This is a genomic window from Streptomyces sp. NPDC029122 (genome assembly GCF_055569445.1).
Map to the genome: position 1 here is coordinate 52,471 of NZ_JBVHWK010000014.1, position 14,584 is coordinate 67,054.

The window sequence follows — 14,584 nt, forward strand, 5'->3', positions numbered from 1 at the left end:
CCGATATCGGTGTTACCACCGGTATTTACTGGCCGGTAGGGGAGATGGGAACAGTTCGAACAAGACAATTGCTCAAGTTTTTGAGGAGGCTACGAAGATGACTGACGATCAGCAGCCGCAGGACTTCCGGACCGAGCACGACTCCATGGGAGAGGTACGGGTCCCCGCGCACGCCAAGTGGCGCGCGCAGACCCAGCGCGCGGTGGAGAACTTCCCGCTCTCCGGACAGCGCCTCGAGCGCGCCCACATCGAGGCCCTCGCCCGGATCAAGGCCGCCGCGGCCCACGTCAACGCCAGGCTCGGGGTGGTGGACGAGGACGTGGCGCGGGCGATCGGCTCCGCCGCCGCCGAGGTCGCCGAGGGGCGCTGGGACGAGCACTTCCCGGTCGACGTGTTCCAGACCGGGTCGGGGACCTCGTCCAACATGAACACCAACGAGGTGATCGCCACCCTGGCCACCGAGCGGCTCGGGCGCGAGGTCCACCCCAACGACCACGTGAACGCCTCGCAGAGCTCCAACGACGTCTTCCCCTCGTCGATCCACATCGCCGCCACCGCCGCCGTCGCCCGCGAGCTGGTCCCGGGCCTGGAGCACCTCGCGGAGGCCCTGGAGCGCAAGGCCGAGGAGTTCGCCGGCGTGGTCAAGGCCGGGCGCACCCACCTGATGGACGCCACCCCGGTGACCCTGGGCCAGGAGTTCGGCGGGTACGCCGCCCAGGTCCGCTACGGCGTCGAACGGCTGCGGGCCGCCCTGCCGCGGCTGGCCGAACTGCCGCTGGGCGGTACGGCGGTGGGCACCGGCATCAACACCCCGCCCGGATTCTCGGCCGCCGTGATCGCCGAGGTCGCCCGGGCCACGGGGTTGCCGCTGACCGAGGCCCGCAACCACTTCGAGGCCCAGGGGGCGCGGGACGCGCTGGTGGAGACCTCGGGGGTGCTCCGTACGATCGCCGTCTCGCTCACCAAGATCTGCAACGACCTGCGCTGGATGGCCTCCGGTCCGCGCACCGGATTGGCCGAAATCAATCTGCCGGATCTCCAGCCGGGGTCCTCGATCATGCCCGGGAAGGTCAATCCGGTCGTCCCCGAGGCCGTACTGATGATCGCCGCGCAGGTGATGGGGAACGACGCGACGGTCGCCGTGGCGGGCGCCGCCGGCAACTTCGAGCTCAACGTGATGCTCCCGGTCATGGCCCGGAACCTGCTGGAATCGGTCCGGCTGCTCGGCAACGGGAGCCGGCTGCTGGCCGACCGCACCGTGGACGGGATCACCGCCAACGCCGAGCGGGCCAGGGAGTACGCCGAGTCCTCGCCCTCGGTGGTGACCCCGCTCAACCGGTACATCGGGTACGAGGAGGCCGCCAAGGTGGCCAAGCGGGCGCTCGCCGAGCGGAAGACGATCAGGGAGGTCGTCCTGGAGTCCGGCTACGTCGACCGGGGGGCGCTCACCCTCGCGCAGTTGGACGAGGCGCTCGACGTCCTGCGGATGACGCGCCCTTGAGACCGGTTCCGGACAGGGGCCGAATCCGGTCGTTTACCGTCCCCGGCCCCCTCCGTGACCTGCACCGCAGCATCTCGCGGGACCGCCGACCTAAGATCTGCGCATGACAGGTACCTACGGGCCCGGGGGGGACGCGGCGCGTCCCGCCGCGCGTGGCGGGACGCGGGAGAAGCACTGGGCGCCCGGGGAGCAGATCCTCTGGCGCTACCGCGGCCACGCCCCGGGGCCGGACGGCGGGTTCCACATCGCCCGCCCGGTGACGGTGGTGCGGGACACCGACGACCTGCTCGCCGTATGGATGGCGCCCGGCACCGAATGCGTCCGGCCGGTACTGGCCGACGGCACTCCGGTGCACCGGGAGCCGCTCGCCACCCGGTACACCGCGCCGCGCACCACCGCGCGCTCGCGCTGGTTCGGCGGCGGCGTGCTCAAGCTGGCCCGGCCCGGGGAGCCGTGGTCGGTCTGGCTGTTCTGGGACGGCGACTGGCACCTGAAGAACTGGTACGTGAACCTCGAGGAGCCGCGCACCCGGTGGGCCGGCGGGGTGGACTCCGTGGACCACTTCCTCGACATCGCGGTCTACCCGGACCGCAGCTGGAAGTGGCTGGACGAGGACGAGTTCGCGCAGGCGCAGCGGATCGGCCTGATGGACCAGCGGCAGGCGCGCCGCGTGGTGGACGCGGGGCGCGCGGCGGTGGAGGTCGTCAAGGCCTGGGGGGCTCCGTTCTGCGACGGATGGCAGGACTGGAGGCCCGATCCGGCCTGGGGAGTTCCGGTTCTGCCCGAGGACTGGGACCGCACCCCGGCGCATATGACCTCATGAGACCCTTGATGCGCCCCCGGGGTTCAAACGTAGGATCGTCCTCCGCCGGTCGTACGCGGGGGGCCCGGCCGGTCCCGCGCCCGTAAATGACCTGCGGCGACCGGGACTTGACCGGAGGTCGACGCGAGCGAAAGGTAACGAGCGGGACGCGGTACCCGGGGGTGGTGGTGCCCCCGCCGCTGAGCGGGTATACCGCGACTGACCGAGTTGAGTGCAGCGCACATCGAGCGCAAACGGACGGAATTCCACGCGTGACGGAGTACCCCACCTCCCAGGAGGGCCCGCAGCCCACCGTCGCCTCCGGCGGAGGTACGGATGAGCTCGGCCACGGCAAGGCCCCCATCGCGGCCGCCGAGGCCGTACGCACGCATGCCGACTTCCCGCGCCCGCGCGGCACCACCGGCGAGGGCGCCGGGCACGCCCCGGCGGACACCGCCCCGGCCGCCGCGCGCGACCGCGACGGCGAGGCCGCGCGCAACGCGGGCCGGCGCATCCCGGCCGGCGGGCAGGCGGACGGGACCCCGGGCGACCCGGCCGCCGCCGCGGCGACGGCCGTACGGGCGCTCCCGGGCACCGGCTCCGCCACGGGCACCGGATCCGGCCCGGGCGAGGCCGGCGTGGCACGGCGCGAGGGCGACCGGCTGCGCTTCGTCGGCGCCGCCACGCGCCGGATCGCGCGCGGCATCGACCTCGACGAGATCGTCCTCGGCCTGTGCCGGGCGACCGTGCCGACCTTCTCCGACGCCATCCTCGTCTACCTGCGCGACCCGCTGCCCGTCGGCGACGAACGGCCCGCCGGCCCGGTCGTCTTAAGGCTGCGCCGCACCGACCGGCTCCGGCCGATCGACGACCTGACCGACGCCGCCGAGGGCGCGGGCGGCGGCGGGGCCGACGGCGAACTCGACTTCAGCCAGCTGCCGTTGGTCGGCCCGCAGGGCGACCTGCCCGCGGCCGAGCTGTGCGAGATCCGCCCCGGCGGGGCCCTCGCCGAAGTCCTGCGCGGCGTACGGCCCGTCTTCGGGTCGGCCGCCGGGGCCAAGGACGCGCTCCCGGAGCTGCTGGGCGCCGACCACCCCGTGCCCCGCGGCCAGCGGGCCATCCTGGCCCCGCTGCGGGGCCGCCGGCGCGTGATCGGCGCGGCGGTCTTCCTGCGCACCCCGGACCGGGACGCCTTCGAGCAGAACGACCTGCTCGTCGCCGCCCAGCTGGCCACGCACACCGCGCTCGGCATCGACAAGGCGGTGCTCTACGGGCGCGAGGCGTACATCGCCGACGAGCTCCAGCGCACCATGCTGCCCGACGGCCTCCCCCAGCCCACCGGGGTCCGCCTGGCCTCCCGCTACCTGCCCGCCGCCGAGACGGCCCGGGTGGGCGGTGACTGGTACGACGCCATACCGCTGCCCGGCAGCCGCGTCGCGCTGGTCGTCGGTGACGTCATGGGCCACTCCATGACCTCGGCGGCGATCATGGGCCAGCTGCGCACCACCGCGCAGACGCTGGCCCAGCTGGACCTGCCCCCGGCCGAGGTGCTGCACCATCTGGACGAGCAGGCCCAGCGGCTGGGCTCCGACCGCATGGCCACCTGCCTGTACGCGGTCTACGACCCCGTCTCGCACCGCATCACCATCGCCAACGCCGGCCATCCGCCGCCGGTGCTGCTGCACCTGGGCGGCCGCGCCGAGGTGCTGCGCGTCCCCCCGGGTGCCCCCATCGGGGTCGGCGGCGTGGACTTCGAGGCCGTGGAGCTGGACGCCCCGGCCGGGGCCACCCTGCTGCTGTACACGGACGGGCTGGTGGAGTCCCGGCTGCGGGACGTGTGGACGGGCATCGAGCAGCTGCGCGAGCGCCTCGCCGCCACCGCGCAGCTCACCGGGCTGGACCACTCGCCTCCGCTGGAGGCCCTCTGCGACGACGTGCTGGACATGCTGGGACCGGGCGACCGGGACGACGACATCGCACTGCTGGCGGCCCGCTTCGAGGGGATCGCGCCCAGCGACGTGGCGTACTGGTTCCTCGACCCGGAGGAGACCGCTCCGGGCCGGGCGCGCCGGTTCGCCCGGCGGGCGCTGGCCCGCTGGGACCTGGAGGAGCTGAGCGATTCGCTGGAGCTGCTGGTCAGCGAGGTGGTCACCAATGCCGTCCGGTACGCCGAGCGGCCGGTGACGCTGCGCCTGCTGCGTACGGACGTGCTGCGCTGCGAGGTCGGCGACGACTCCCCGCAGTTGCCGCGCCAGCGGCGGGCCCGGGAGACCGACGAGGGCGGGCGCGGCCTGTTCCTGGTCAACCGCCTCGCCCGGCGGTGGGGCGCGACCCGTCTGAGCAGCGGGAAGGTGGTCTGGTTCGAGCTCCCGCTGCCGGGGACGCACGAGCGGGCCTGACGGTCAGGAGTACGCGGAAACGACGGCGGCCCCGCAGCGTGATCGCTGCGGGGCCGCGGCCGTACGTGCCCGGACCTAGCGGTCCAGCAGGATCGGCGGCGTCGGGTCCTTCGTCGGCGGCGTCGGCTTCTGCGTCGGCGGCGTCGGCTTCTGGGTGGGCGGCGTCGGGTTCTGCGTCGGCGGCGTCGGCTTGCCGGAGCTGGCCGACGGGTCCGGGGTGCCGGACGGGCGGGTGCCGGAGCTGGTCGGCGTCGGGGAGGCGGAGCCGGTGGGAGTGGCCGTCGGGCTGGCGGTGCGGGCGGGCGGCGGGGTGCCCATCTTGGCGTCCGACAGGTCGAACTGGCCGGTGGTCTGGCCCTTGAGCGCGGCCGTGGTGTACGCCTGCCAGATCTGCGCGGGGAAGCTGGAGCCGCCCGCGCGGCCCTTGCCGGCGGTACCGGTCAGGGTGACCTGGCCGTGCGTGTTGGGGTCCTCGCCGAACATCGCGACGACGGTGACCAGCTCGGGGGTGTAGCCGGTGAACCAGGCGGCCACGTTGGACTCGGTGGTACCGGTCTTGCCTGCGGCCTCGTAGACGGAGCTGCGCACGGCCTTGCCGGAGCCCTCCTCGACGACGCCGGTGAGGACCTTGGTCACGGTGTCGGCGGTGGTGCTGGTGAGCACCTGGGAGCCGATGGGCGTGACGGGCTTGAACTCGCCGTCCTTGTGCTCGGCCTTCTTGATGATGGTCGGGGTGACCTTCTTGCCGTGGTTGTCGAGGGTGGCGTAGACGGCGGCCATCTCGACGGTGTTGGCGCTCATCGTGCCGAGCGACATGGCGGGCTTGTCGGCCGGCCAGCCGTCGCGGTCGACCATGCCCATGGAGAGCGCGGTCTTCTTCACGGCCGACGGCTTGGCGTCCACGATCATCTGGGCGTACACGGAGTTCACGGAGGAGTTGGTGGCCTCCTGGACCGTGAGCATCGGGTCGCCGTAGTTCTCGTTGTCCTGGTTCTGCGGGGCGAACGGGGTGTCGCTGCCGACCACGGGACGCTTGCTGGTGCCGTCGTACAGGGCGTTCGGGGTGATCGGACGCCCGTCCTGGGTCTTCGCCCCGTTCTCCAGGGCGGCGGCCAGCACGATCGGCTTGAAGGTGGAGCCCGGCTGGTAGTCGGTGCGCAGGGCGTTGCTCGCGGACTTCTCGGTCAGGCCGACGCCGCCGTACATCGCGACGATGTAGCCGGTCTTGGCGTCCACGGAGGTGGCGCCCGCCTGGACGGACTGGTCCTGGGGCCGGTCCTTGGTGTTCTTGCGCTCCAGCTTGGACTCCAGCTCGTCCTGGACGGCCTTCTCCAGAGCGGCCTGCTTCTTCTTGTCGATGGCGAGGGTGATCGTCCAGCCGCCGGCGGCTATCTCGGAGTCCTTGATGCCCTGCCGGTTCATCTCGACCTCGGCGGCCTGGATGAGGTAGCCCTTCTGCCCGTCCATGCCCGGACGCGCCTTGGGCTTGATCGGCTCCTGGAACTTCAGGGTCTCGCGCTTGGCCTTGTCCAGCTTGCCCATCTCGACCATGTTGTCGAGGACGGCGTTGAAGCGGATCATGACCAGCCGCTTGCCGTTGGGGCCCGCGGTGGCCCAGTCGTACTGGCTGGGGGCCTGGATGACGGCGGCGAGGTACGCGCCCTGCTCCAGGGTCAGCTTGTCGGAGTCGACTCCGTAGTAGGCCTGGGCGGCGGCCTGGATGCCGTAGGCGTTGCGGCCGTAGAAGTTGGTGTTCAGGTAACCGGCGAGGATGTCGTCCTTCTCCATGCGCTGGTCGACCTTGAGGGAGATGATCAGCTCCCGCAGCTTGCGGGTCGGCGACTGGTCCTGGGTCAGGTAGTAGTTCTTGACGTACTGCTGGGTGATCGTCGAACCACCGGCCGTGCCCTTGCCGCGGACCGTGTTGGCGAGGCCCCGGGCCACGCCCATCACGTCGACGCCGCGGTCCTGGTAGAAGGTCTTGTTCTCGATGGCGATGAACGCCGTCCGGACGTCCTCCGGGACCTTGTCGATCGGGACGATCTCGCGGTTCATGTCGCCGGTGCGGGCCATGATCGAGCCGTCGGCGTACTTGTACGTGTTGCTCTGGAGCGTCGCGGTCTTGTTCGGGTCGTTCGGCTCGTCCACGGAGAAGTAGAGGATGACCGCCGCGATCACCAGCAGGAGTATGCCGCCGAGGAAAGTCCCGAGGAGCGTCTTCCAGTTGAGGAAGCGGCGTATGCCGCTGCGCTTCCCGGTCGCCTTGCCCGTGCGCCCGCCGGCGCGCCCGCTCGGCGCTTTCCGCGCACCGCGTTGCTGCTGCGCCCGTCGCGCATCTGCTCGGCCCATCGCTCCCGCTCCGCTCGATTACCCCCCCGACGTCAGCTCAGAAAACTAACACCGCAGGCTGTGACAAAGTTTGATCAATTCAGATCAATACCGGTCAATTCGGACGTGAGAATCAGCACCCACTCCGATGGAACCGACGCCCACGATGCCGGAAGGGTTGCGGTGTCCGCAAAAACTGATATCACTTTGATAGGGAATCACGGTCGACGACGACCGGACCTAACGGAACAATCGGGGGCATTCCATGACGACCGCGGCGGACACGCGACCGGCTGAAGTACGGGAGTTCACGGCGCGCAGCGTCGGCGGCGGACCGGCCCTGCTGGCCGGGCTGGCGGGGGTGGCCGGCGGAGCGGTCCTGATCGTCGTCGCCGCGGTGTCGGGGGCGACGGCCGTCAAGGCGACCCTGATTCCGCTGGGCTTCCTGCTCGTCCTCGCCTCCCTCTTCGCGATGACCGGGCTGAACACCGTGGCCCCGGGAGAGGCCCGGGTCGTCCAGCTGTTCGGCCGCTACCGGGGCACGGTCCGCACCGACGGGCTCCGCTGGGTCAACCCGCTGACCTCGCGCCAGAAGATCTCCACCCGCGTACGCAACCACGAGACGGCCGTCCTGAAGGTCAACGACGCCTACGGCAACCCGATCGAGCTGGCGTCGGTCGTGGTGTGGAAGGTCGCCGACACCGCGCGGGCCGTCTTCGAGGTCGAGGACTTCACCGAGTTCGTCGAGACGCAGACGGAGGCGGCGGTCCGGCACATCGCCATCGAGTACCCCTACGACTCCCACGACGAGGGCGGCCTGTCGCTGCGCGGCAACGCCGAGGAGATCACCGAGAAGCTCGCGGTCGAGCTGGCGACCCGGGTCGAGGCGGCGGGCGTGCAGATCATCGAGTCCCGCTTCACGCATCTCGCGTACGCTCCGGAGATCGCCTCCGCGATGCTCCAGCGCCAGCAGGCCGGAGCGGTCGTGGCGGCCCGCAAGCAGATCGTCGAGGGCGCGGTGGGCATGGTGGAGCTCGCCCTGACCCGGCTGGCCGAGGAGGAGATCGTGGACCTGGACCCGGAGCGCAAGGCCTCCATGGTCTCGAACCTGATGGTGGTGCTCTGCGGCGACCGCGCGGCCACGCCGGTCATCAACGCGGGCACCCTCTACCAGTGAGCCCCGCCGCCTCCCGCCCCGGCGGCCCCCAGGGCCAGGGGGCCGGCTCCGGTCCCGCCCCGGGCGCGGACCCCGGCCCGGCGGCGGGCGACGCCAGGGCGGGCCGGGCGGCACGGCAGGCGCGCAAACAGGTGCTCCTGCGGCTCGACCCGCAGGTCTACGACGCCCTCGCGCGCTGGGCCGGGGAGGAACTGCGCAGCGCCAACGCGCAGATCGAGTTCCTGCTGCGCCGGGCCCTGTCCGAGTCGGGCCGCCTCCCGGGCGGCGCCGCCCCGATCCCCCCGCGCGGCCGGCCCCGCAACGCACCGGATTCCTGACCGGGTCGGCCGCGCGCGCCCCGCACCGCCGCGCGGGAGGCCCTGCCCCCTGCGCACGAGAAGGCCCGTCGGCCCCGCCGACGGGCCTTCCGGCGCGTCCGGCGCCGCGAACCGCGGCCCCGGAGCCGGTGCGCCCCCGGCCCGCTCCCGGCAGGCCCCAGATCTATACACCGTGCGTATACACCCCATGTATAGTCGCCGCATGTCCATCGGCCACACCCTGCTCGGCCTCCTGGAGGCCGGCCCGCGCCACGGCTACGACCTCAAGCGCGCCTTCGACGAGACCTTCGGCCACGACCGCCCCCTCGCCTACGGGCAGGTCTACTCGACCATGTCCCGGCTCCTGAAGAACGGCCTCGTCGAGGTCGAGGGGATCGAGAGCGGCGGCGGCCCCGACCGCAAGCGGTACGCCATCACCGACGCCGGAATCACCGACGTCGAGCACTGGCTCTCCCAGCCCGAGAAGCCCGAGCCGTACCTCCAGTCGACCCTGTACACCAAGGTGGTCCTGGCGCTGCTCACCCACCGCAGCGCCGACGGGCTCCTGGACACCCAGCGCGCCGAGCACCTGCGGCTCATGCGCATCCTGACCCAGCGCAAGCGCAAGGGGGACATCGCCGACCAACTGGTCTGCGACCACGCCCTGTTCCACCTGGAGGCCGACCTGCGCTGGCTGGAGCTCACCGCCGCCCGCCTCGACCAGCTCGCCCGCGAGGTGCGCCGATGACCCCCGCCGGCACCCTGCTCTCCGCCGCCGCCCTGCACAAGGCGTACGGGCCCACCCAGGCCCTCGACGGCGCGGAGTTCTCCATCCACCCCGGTGAGGTCGTCGCCGTCATGGGGCCCTCCGGCTCCGGCAAGTCGACGCTGCTGCACTGCCTCGCCGGGATCGTCACCCCCGACTCCGGCAGCGTCACCTACGCCGGCCGCGAGCTGTCCTCGATGAACGACGCCGAACGCAGCGCCCTGCGCCGCGGCGAGTTCGGCTTCGTCTTCCAGTTCGGCCAGCTGGTCCCCGAACTGACCTGCGTCGAGAACGTGGCGCTGCCGCTGCGCCTGGCCGGGACCAGGCGCAAGGACGCGGAGCGGACCGCCCTGCGCTGGATGGAGCGGCTCCAGGTCGAGGACCTCGGGGCCAAGCGCCCCGGCGAGATCAGCGGCGGGCAGGGCCAGCGGGTGGCCGTGGCGCGGGCCCTGGTCACCGGACCGCGGGTGATCTTCGCGGACGAGCCCACGGGCGCCCTGGACTCCCTCAACGGCGAACTGGTGATGCAGCTGCTCACCGAGGCCGCCCGGTCCGCGAACGCCGCCGTCGTCCTCGTCACGCACGAGACCCGCGTCGCCGCGTACTCCGACCGCGAGATCGTCATGCGCGACGGCCGCTCCCGCGACATGGAGCGGATCGTATGAGCACTCCCGGCACGGCCCGGGCATGGGCCCGGGACCTCGCGATGGGCGCCCGGTTCGCCCTCGGCGGCGGGCGCGAGGGGTGGACGCGCACCCTGCTCAGCGGAGTGGGCGTCGGCCTCGGCGTCGCGCTGCTGCTGATCAGCACGGCGGTCCCCGGCGCGCTCGCCGCCCGCAAGGAGCGCGCCGACGCCCGCTCCACGCTGTCCGCCCCGACGGCCGCGGCGCCGGGCCGGGACACCCTGCTGATCGGCAGGGCCGACATGACCTACCGCGGCCAGGACATCGAGGGCCGGTTGCTCCAGCCGGAGGGCCCGGACGCCCCCCTCCCGCCGGGCCTGAAGGCGTTCCCCGCCCCCGGCGAGCTGGCCGTCTCCCCCGCCCTGCGGGAGCTGCTGGGCTCCGCCGGGGGCACGCTGCTGCGCGAACGGCTCGACGGCAGGATCGGCGCCGTCATCGGCGACGCCGGTCTGACCGGTCCGGCCGAACTCACCTTCTACCGGGGCGCCGAGGGCCTCCCGGCGACCGTGCCGGGCGAGTTCCGGGTCAAGCGCGTCACCGGCTTCGCCGACGAACCGGAGCGCCGGCGTCTGAGCCCGGTGCTGATGCTCACGGTCGTGCTGACCTTCATCGCCCTGCTGATGCCGGTCGCCGTGTTCATCGCCGCGGCCGTCCGTTCCGGCGGGGAGCGGCGCGACCAGCGGCTCGCCGCGCTGCGCCTGGTCGGCGCCGACAGCCGGACGGTGCGCCGGATCGCGGCCGGGGAGGCGCTGGCCGGAGCCGCGGCTGGGCTGCTGCTCGGCTCCGCCTTCTTCCTGCTGGGACGCCGGCTGGCCGGCTCCCTCTCCATCTCCCAGCGCAGCGTCTTCCCCGCCGACCTCGTCCCCTCGCCGGGGCTGGTCGCCCTCGTGGTCCTCGCCGTGCCCGCGGCGGCCGTGGCCGTGACCCTGTTCACCCTGCGCGGGGTCGTCATCGAGCCGCTGGGCGTACTGCGGACCGCCGGGGCCGCCCGGCGCCGCGTGTGGTGGCGGCTGCTGCTGCCGCTCTGCGGGCTCGGCCTCCTCGCGCCGATGGCGGGCCGCCGCGGCGTCGGCCAGGGCCGGTTCGACCAGTGGCAGGCCGGCGGCGGCGTGGTGCTGCTGCTGGTGGGTGTCACCGCCCTGCTCCCCTGGCTGCTGGAACGTTCCGTCGGCCGACTGCGCGGCGGGGCCGTCTCCTGGCAGCTGGCCGTCCGCCGCCTCCAGGTCTCCAGCGGCCCCTCCGCCCGCCCGGCCAACGGCATCGCGGTGGCGGTCGCCGGGGCCATCGCCCTCCAGATGCTCTTCTCGGGGGTGGAGGGCGAGGTGACACGGGAGACCGGACAGGACCCCTCCCGGGCGTCCGTCTCGATCCTGCTGCACAGCGGCACCGAGTCCGGCCTCGACTCCCTCGCCGGGCAGATCTCCACGACCCCCGGCGTCGCGCGGACCGTCCCGCTGGCACGCGTGAACACCGCGCGGCAGGTCCCGAGCCCCGACGCGGTCCCGGTGACGGTCGGCACCTGCCAGGCCCTGGCCGAGGTCGCGGAGCTCGGCTCCTGCCGGGACGGCGACGTCTTCGTCCTCGGCGGCGGCCCCCTCGACGCGGCCGTCAAGCCCGGTGACCGGGCGTTCGCCGGCGACGTCCAGATCTCCCCGCAGGAGTCCGCGGCCCTGGGCGGGAAGACGGTCGAGTGGACGGTCCCGGCCGACGCCCGGACGGTCCCCGCCCGCGAGGACCCCGTGGGAGAACTCCGCACCGGTCTGCTGGCCACGCCCTCCGCCGCCCCGAAGGGCACGGGACGCGCGCAGTCCGCGCAGATCTTCGTCCAGCTCGACGAGTCCGTGCCGGACGCGCTGGAGCGGGTGCGTACCGCCGCCTTCAAGGCGGACCCCTTCGCCACGGCGATGACGCTGCGCTCCACGGCCCAGGAACGCGCCTACTCCGGCATCCGCACCGGGCTGTTCTTCGGTGCGACCGGGGTCCTGGTCCTGATCGGCACCAGCCTGCTGGTCACCCAGCTGGAGCAGCTGCGCGAGCGCAGGAGGCTGCTCAGCGCCCTGGTCGCGTTCGGGACCAAGCGCTCGACGCTGGCCCTGTCCGTGCTCTGGCAGACGGCCCTGCCGGTCGCGCTCGGCCTGCTCCTGGCGGCCTCGGCCGGCGTCGGCCTGGGCTCGGTGCTGATGCGGGTGGCCGGCTCCCCGGTCCGCGTCGACTGGTACGCGGTGCTCTCGCTGACCGGCGCCGGTGCCGCGCTGGTGGCCGCGGTCACCCTGCTGAGCCTGCCGCCGCTGCTGCGCCTGATGCGCCCGGACGGCCTGCGCACGGAGTAACCGGCGCGCCCGCCGCCGGTGCGGCCCGCCTCAGTCGGTGGGCCACACCGGCAGCGGGCGGACCGCCTCGCGCAGCGCCGCCGCGATGGCCCGGAACTCCTCCTGCCGGGCCGTCCCGCTCCGCATGGCCAGCGCGATCCGCCGCGAGGGGGCCGGCTCGGCGAAGTACCCCGTCGCCAGGTGCTCGTTGCGGGCCGTCTCCAGCCGCAGCGCGGTGCGCGGCAGCAGGGTCACCCCGAGTCCGCCCGCGACGAGCTGGACGAGCGTGGACAGCCCCGCCGCCGTGGTGGTGACGTCCGCTCCGGCCCCGCGTCCCGCCTCGCGGCAGATGTCCAGGGCCTGGTCGCGCAGGCAGTGCCCCTCGTCGAGCAACAGCAGCTGGAGGCCGCGCAGTTCCTCGCGCGGGATGTCGCGCCGCCCGGCCAGCGGGTGCTCGCGCGGCGCCAGCAGGACGAAGTCCTCGTCGAAGACCGGCAGTTCGGTGACCCCGGGCACGCCCAGGGGCACGGCGAGCAGCAGCAGGTCCAGCCGCCCGCCGGCCAGCCCCTCCAGCAGCGAGGCCGTCTGCTCCTCGTGCACCTGGAGGTCCATCCCGGGGTAGCTGCGGTGGAAGAGCCCGAGCACGGTCGGCAGCAGGTAGGGGGCCACCGTCGGGATCACCCCGAGCCGCAGCACCCCGGTGAAGGGGGCCCGTACCGCGTCGGCCTCCTCCAGCAGCCCGCCGAGCGCGTCGAGCACGCCCCGGGCCCGCACCGCGATCCGCTCCCCCGCCGGGGAGAGCAGCACCTTGCGGGTGGTGCGTTCCAGCAGCCGCACCCCGAGGGCCTCCTCCAGCGCGGACACGGCACCGGAGAGCGCGGGCTGGCTCATTCCGATGGCCGCGGCGGCGTCGCGGAAGTGCAGGTGCTCGGCGACCGCCGCGAAGGCGCGCAGCTGCGCCAGCGTCGGCTGCTTCGGTCCTCTACTACTGACAGCCACTGATAGGTACCTCCGATCACCCGCCACAAGAGTAGCTATTTCCGTAATCAATGCTGCTGTGCCAGCATGTGAGATCCGTCCAACCCCTTCGGAAAGCGCCCAAAAGGGTCACTTTCCATTCCGCAAGGAGTGAGTGTGCTCACTGTCGGTGACAAGTTCCCCGCCTACGATCTGACCGCCTGCGTCTCCCTCGAGGCCGACAAGCAGTTCGCGCAGATCGACCACAAGTCCTACGAGGGCAAGTGGCGCGTGGTGTTTTTCTGGCCTGCCGACTTCACCTTCGTCTGCCCGACCGAGATCGCCGCGTTCGGCAAGCTGAACGACGAGTTCGCCGACCGCGACGCGCAGGTCCTCGGCGTCTCCGGCGACTCCGAGTACGTCCACCACGCCTGGCGCAAGGACCACGCCGACCTGCGCGACCTGCCCTTCCCGATGCTGGCCGACGTCAAGCACGAGCTGATGCAGGCCTGCGGCGTCGAGGGCGAGGACGGCTTCGCCAAGCGCGCCGTCTTCATCGTGGACCCGAACAACGAGATCCAGTTCGCCATGGTGACCGCCGGTTCCGTGGGCCGTAACCCCAAGGAGGTCCTGCGGGTCCTCGACGCCCTGCAGACCGACGAGCTGTGCCCCTGCAACTGGAACAAGGGCGACAGCACCCTGGACGCCGGCGCCCTGCTGGCCGGTGAGTGACGGATGTCCCTCGACACCCTGAAGTCGGCCATACCGGACTTCGCCAAGGACCTGAAGCTGAACCTCGGTTCGGTCATCGGGAATCAGGACACCCTCACCCAGCAGCAGCTGTGGGGCACCGTCCTGTCCTGCGCGATCGCCGCCCGCTCCCCGCGGGTCCTGCGTGAGCTGGAGCCGGAGGCCAAGGCCGCGCTGTCCCCGGAGGCGTACACCGCCGCCAAGGCCGCCGCGGCGGTCATGGCGATGAACAACGTCTTCTACCGGACGCGCCACCTGCTCTCCGACCCGGAGTACGGCACGCTGCGCGCGGGCCTGCGGATGAACGTCATCGGCAACCCGGGCGTGGAGAAGGTCGACTTCGAGCTGTGGTCGCTCGCGGTCTCCGCGATCAACGGCTGCGGCCAGTGCCTGGACTCGCACGAGCAGGTCCTGCGCAAGGCGGGCGTCGGCCGTGAGACGGTCCAGGAGGCCTTCAAGATCGCCTCGGTGATCCAGGCCGTCGCCGTCACCCTCGACGCCGAAGCGGCCCTCGCCGCCGAGTAGTCACCCGTACGGGTATTCCTGTGCGTCACCGTGGGGGGGGGGGGGGGGGAGGGGGGGGGGGGGGGGGGGGGCTGGCGGGGGGCCGCGTGGG

Annotated in this window: 12 protein-coding genes; 10 read left to right on the forward strand and 2 right to left on the reverse strand. The window is 72.8% G+C overall.

Annotation, left to right across the window (positions count from 1 at the left end; translation table 11 throughout):
• The first annotated feature begins 97 nt into the window (after window positions 1–97).
• The 3 genes from ACZ4WZ_RS18045 to ACZ4WZ_RS18055 all read left to right on the forward strand — a co-directional run bounded on the left by ACZ4WZ_RS18045 (window position 98) and on the right by ACZ4WZ_RS18055 (window position 4,702).
• Window positions 98–1,501, forward strand: coding sequence for a class II fumarate hydratase (locus ACZ4WZ_RS18045; RefSeq protein WP_467891329.1), 1,404 nt, complete (start codon window positions 98–100; stop codon window positions 1,499–1,501).
• A gap of 103 nt (window positions 1,502–1,604) precedes the next feature.
• Complete coding sequence (gene fomD, locus ACZ4WZ_RS18050; protein ID WP_467891332.1) at window positions 1,605–2,324, forward strand: cytidylyl-2-hydroxypropylphosphonate hydrolase; 720 nt, start codon at window positions 1,605–1,607, stop codon at window positions 2,322–2,324.
• Between the two features lie 251 nt (window positions 2,325–2,575).
• A complete protein-coding gene (locus ACZ4WZ_RS18055) occupies window positions 2,576–4,702 on the forward strand; it encodes a SpoIIE family protein phosphatase (RefSeq protein WP_467891334.1) in 2,127 nt (708 codons plus the stop codon).
• 75 nt (window positions 4,703–4,777) lie between these two features.
• Here the strand turns inward: ACZ4WZ_RS18055 and ACZ4WZ_RS18060 are convergent, their stop codons facing one another.
• Window positions 4,778–7,051, reverse strand: a complete 2,274-nt coding sequence (locus tag ACZ4WZ_RS18060; RefSeq protein ID WP_467891336.1) for a transglycosylase domain-containing protein — start codon at window positions 7,049–7,051, stop codon at window positions 4,778–4,780.
• A gap of 244 nt (window positions 7,052–7,295) precedes the next feature.
• On the opposite strand from ACZ4WZ_RS18060, the gene ACZ4WZ_RS18065 reads away from it, so the two are divergent.
• The 5 genes from ACZ4WZ_RS18065 (at window position 7,296) to ACZ4WZ_RS18085 (ending at window position 12,282) form a co-directional block, all read left to right on the forward strand.
• Complete coding sequence (locus tag ACZ4WZ_RS18065; protein ID WP_467891338.1) at window positions 7,296–8,207, forward strand: SPFH domain-containing protein; 912 nt, start codon at window positions 7,296–7,298, stop codon at window positions 8,205–8,207.
• The gene (locus ACZ4WZ_RS18070; RefSeq protein ID WP_467891340.1) at window positions 8,204–8,524 is read left to right on the forward strand and encodes a type II toxin-antitoxin system antitoxin; all 321 of its coding nucleotides are present in this window, start codon (window positions 8,204–8,206) and stop codon (window positions 8,522–8,524) included. Before ACZ4WZ_RS18065 ends, ACZ4WZ_RS18070 begins: the two co-directional genes overlap by 4 nt.
• A 202-nt stretch (window positions 8,525–8,726) precedes the next feature.
• Entirely contained in the window at window positions 8,727–9,251 is a 525-nt protein-coding gene (locus tag ACZ4WZ_RS18075) for a PadR family transcriptional regulator (protein ID WP_388934221.1), read from the forward strand.
• Window positions 9,248–9,934, forward strand: coding sequence for an ABC transporter ATP-binding protein (locus ACZ4WZ_RS18080; RefSeq protein ID WP_467891343.1), 687 nt, complete (start codon window positions 9,248–9,250; stop codon window positions 9,932–9,934). Before ACZ4WZ_RS18075 ends, ACZ4WZ_RS18080 begins: the two co-directional genes overlap by 4 nt.
• Window positions 9,931–12,282, forward strand: a complete 2,352-nt coding sequence (locus ACZ4WZ_RS18085) for an FtsX-like permease family protein (protein ID WP_467891345.1) — start codon at window positions 9,931–9,933, stop codon at window positions 12,280–12,282. Before ACZ4WZ_RS18080 ends, ACZ4WZ_RS18085 begins: the two co-directional genes overlap by 4 nt.
• Window positions 12,283–12,312: 30 nt before the next feature.
• Here the strand turns inward: ACZ4WZ_RS18085 and ACZ4WZ_RS18090 are convergent, their stop codons facing one another.
• Window positions 12,313–13,260, reverse strand: a complete 948-nt coding sequence (locus ACZ4WZ_RS18090; RefSeq protein ID WP_467891347.1) for a hydrogen peroxide-inducible genes activator — start codon at window positions 13,258–13,260, stop codon at window positions 12,313–12,315.
• A 135-nt stretch (window positions 13,261–13,395) separates the two neighbouring features.
• Between ACZ4WZ_RS18090 and ACZ4WZ_RS18095 the strand changes: the two genes are divergently transcribed.
• Together ACZ4WZ_RS18095 and ACZ4WZ_RS18100 are read left to right on the forward strand one after the other, a co-directional pair.
• Entirely contained in the window at window positions 13,396–13,950 is a 555-nt protein-coding gene (locus ACZ4WZ_RS18095; protein WP_388934231.1) for a peroxiredoxin, read from the forward strand.
• A gap of 3 nt (window positions 13,951–13,953) precedes the next feature.
• Window positions 13,954–14,493 carry an alkyl hydroperoxide reductase gene (locus tag ACZ4WZ_RS18100; RefSeq protein ID WP_467891349.1) on the forward strand — a complete coding sequence of 180 codons (540 nt, stop codon included), beginning with the start codon at window positions 13,954–13,956 and terminating at the stop codon, window positions 14,491–14,493.
• Window positions 14,494–14,584: the final 91 nt, after the last annotated feature.

Excerpts from the sequence above, each read along its gene's own strand:
- fomD (WP_467891332.1), top strand. The coding sequence starts at position 1,605 with ATGACAGGTACCTACGGGCCCGGGGGGGACGCGGCGCGTCCCGCCGCG.
- ACZ4WZ_RS18085 (WP_467891345.1), top strand. The coding sequence starts at position 9,931 with ATGAGCACTCCCGGCACGGCCCGGGCATGGGCCCGGGACCTCGCGATG.
- ACZ4WZ_RS18065 (WP_467891338.1), top strand. The coding sequence starts at position 7,296 with ATGACGACCGCGGCGGACACGCGACCGGCTGAAGTACGGGAGTTCACG.
- ACZ4WZ_RS18060 (WP_467891336.1), bottom strand. The coding sequence starts at position 7,051 with ATGGGCCGAGCAGATGCGCGACGGGCGCAGCAGCAACGCGGTGCGCGG.
- ACZ4WZ_RS18075 (WP_388934221.1), top strand. The coding sequence starts at position 8,727 with ATGTCCATCGGCCACACCCTGCTCGGCCTCCTGGAGGCCGGCCCGCGC.
- ACZ4WZ_RS18100 (WP_467891349.1), top strand. The coding sequence starts at position 13,954 with ATGTCCCTCGACACCCTGAAGTCGGCCATACCGGACTTCGCCAAGGAC.
- ACZ4WZ_RS18045 (WP_467891329.1), top strand. The coding sequence starts at position 98 with ATGACTGACGATCAGCAGCCGCAGGACTTCCGGACCGAGCACGACTCC.
- ACZ4WZ_RS18080 (WP_467891343.1), top strand. The coding sequence starts at position 9,248 with ATGACCCCCGCCGGCACCCTGCTCTCCGCCGCCGCCCTGCACAAGGCG.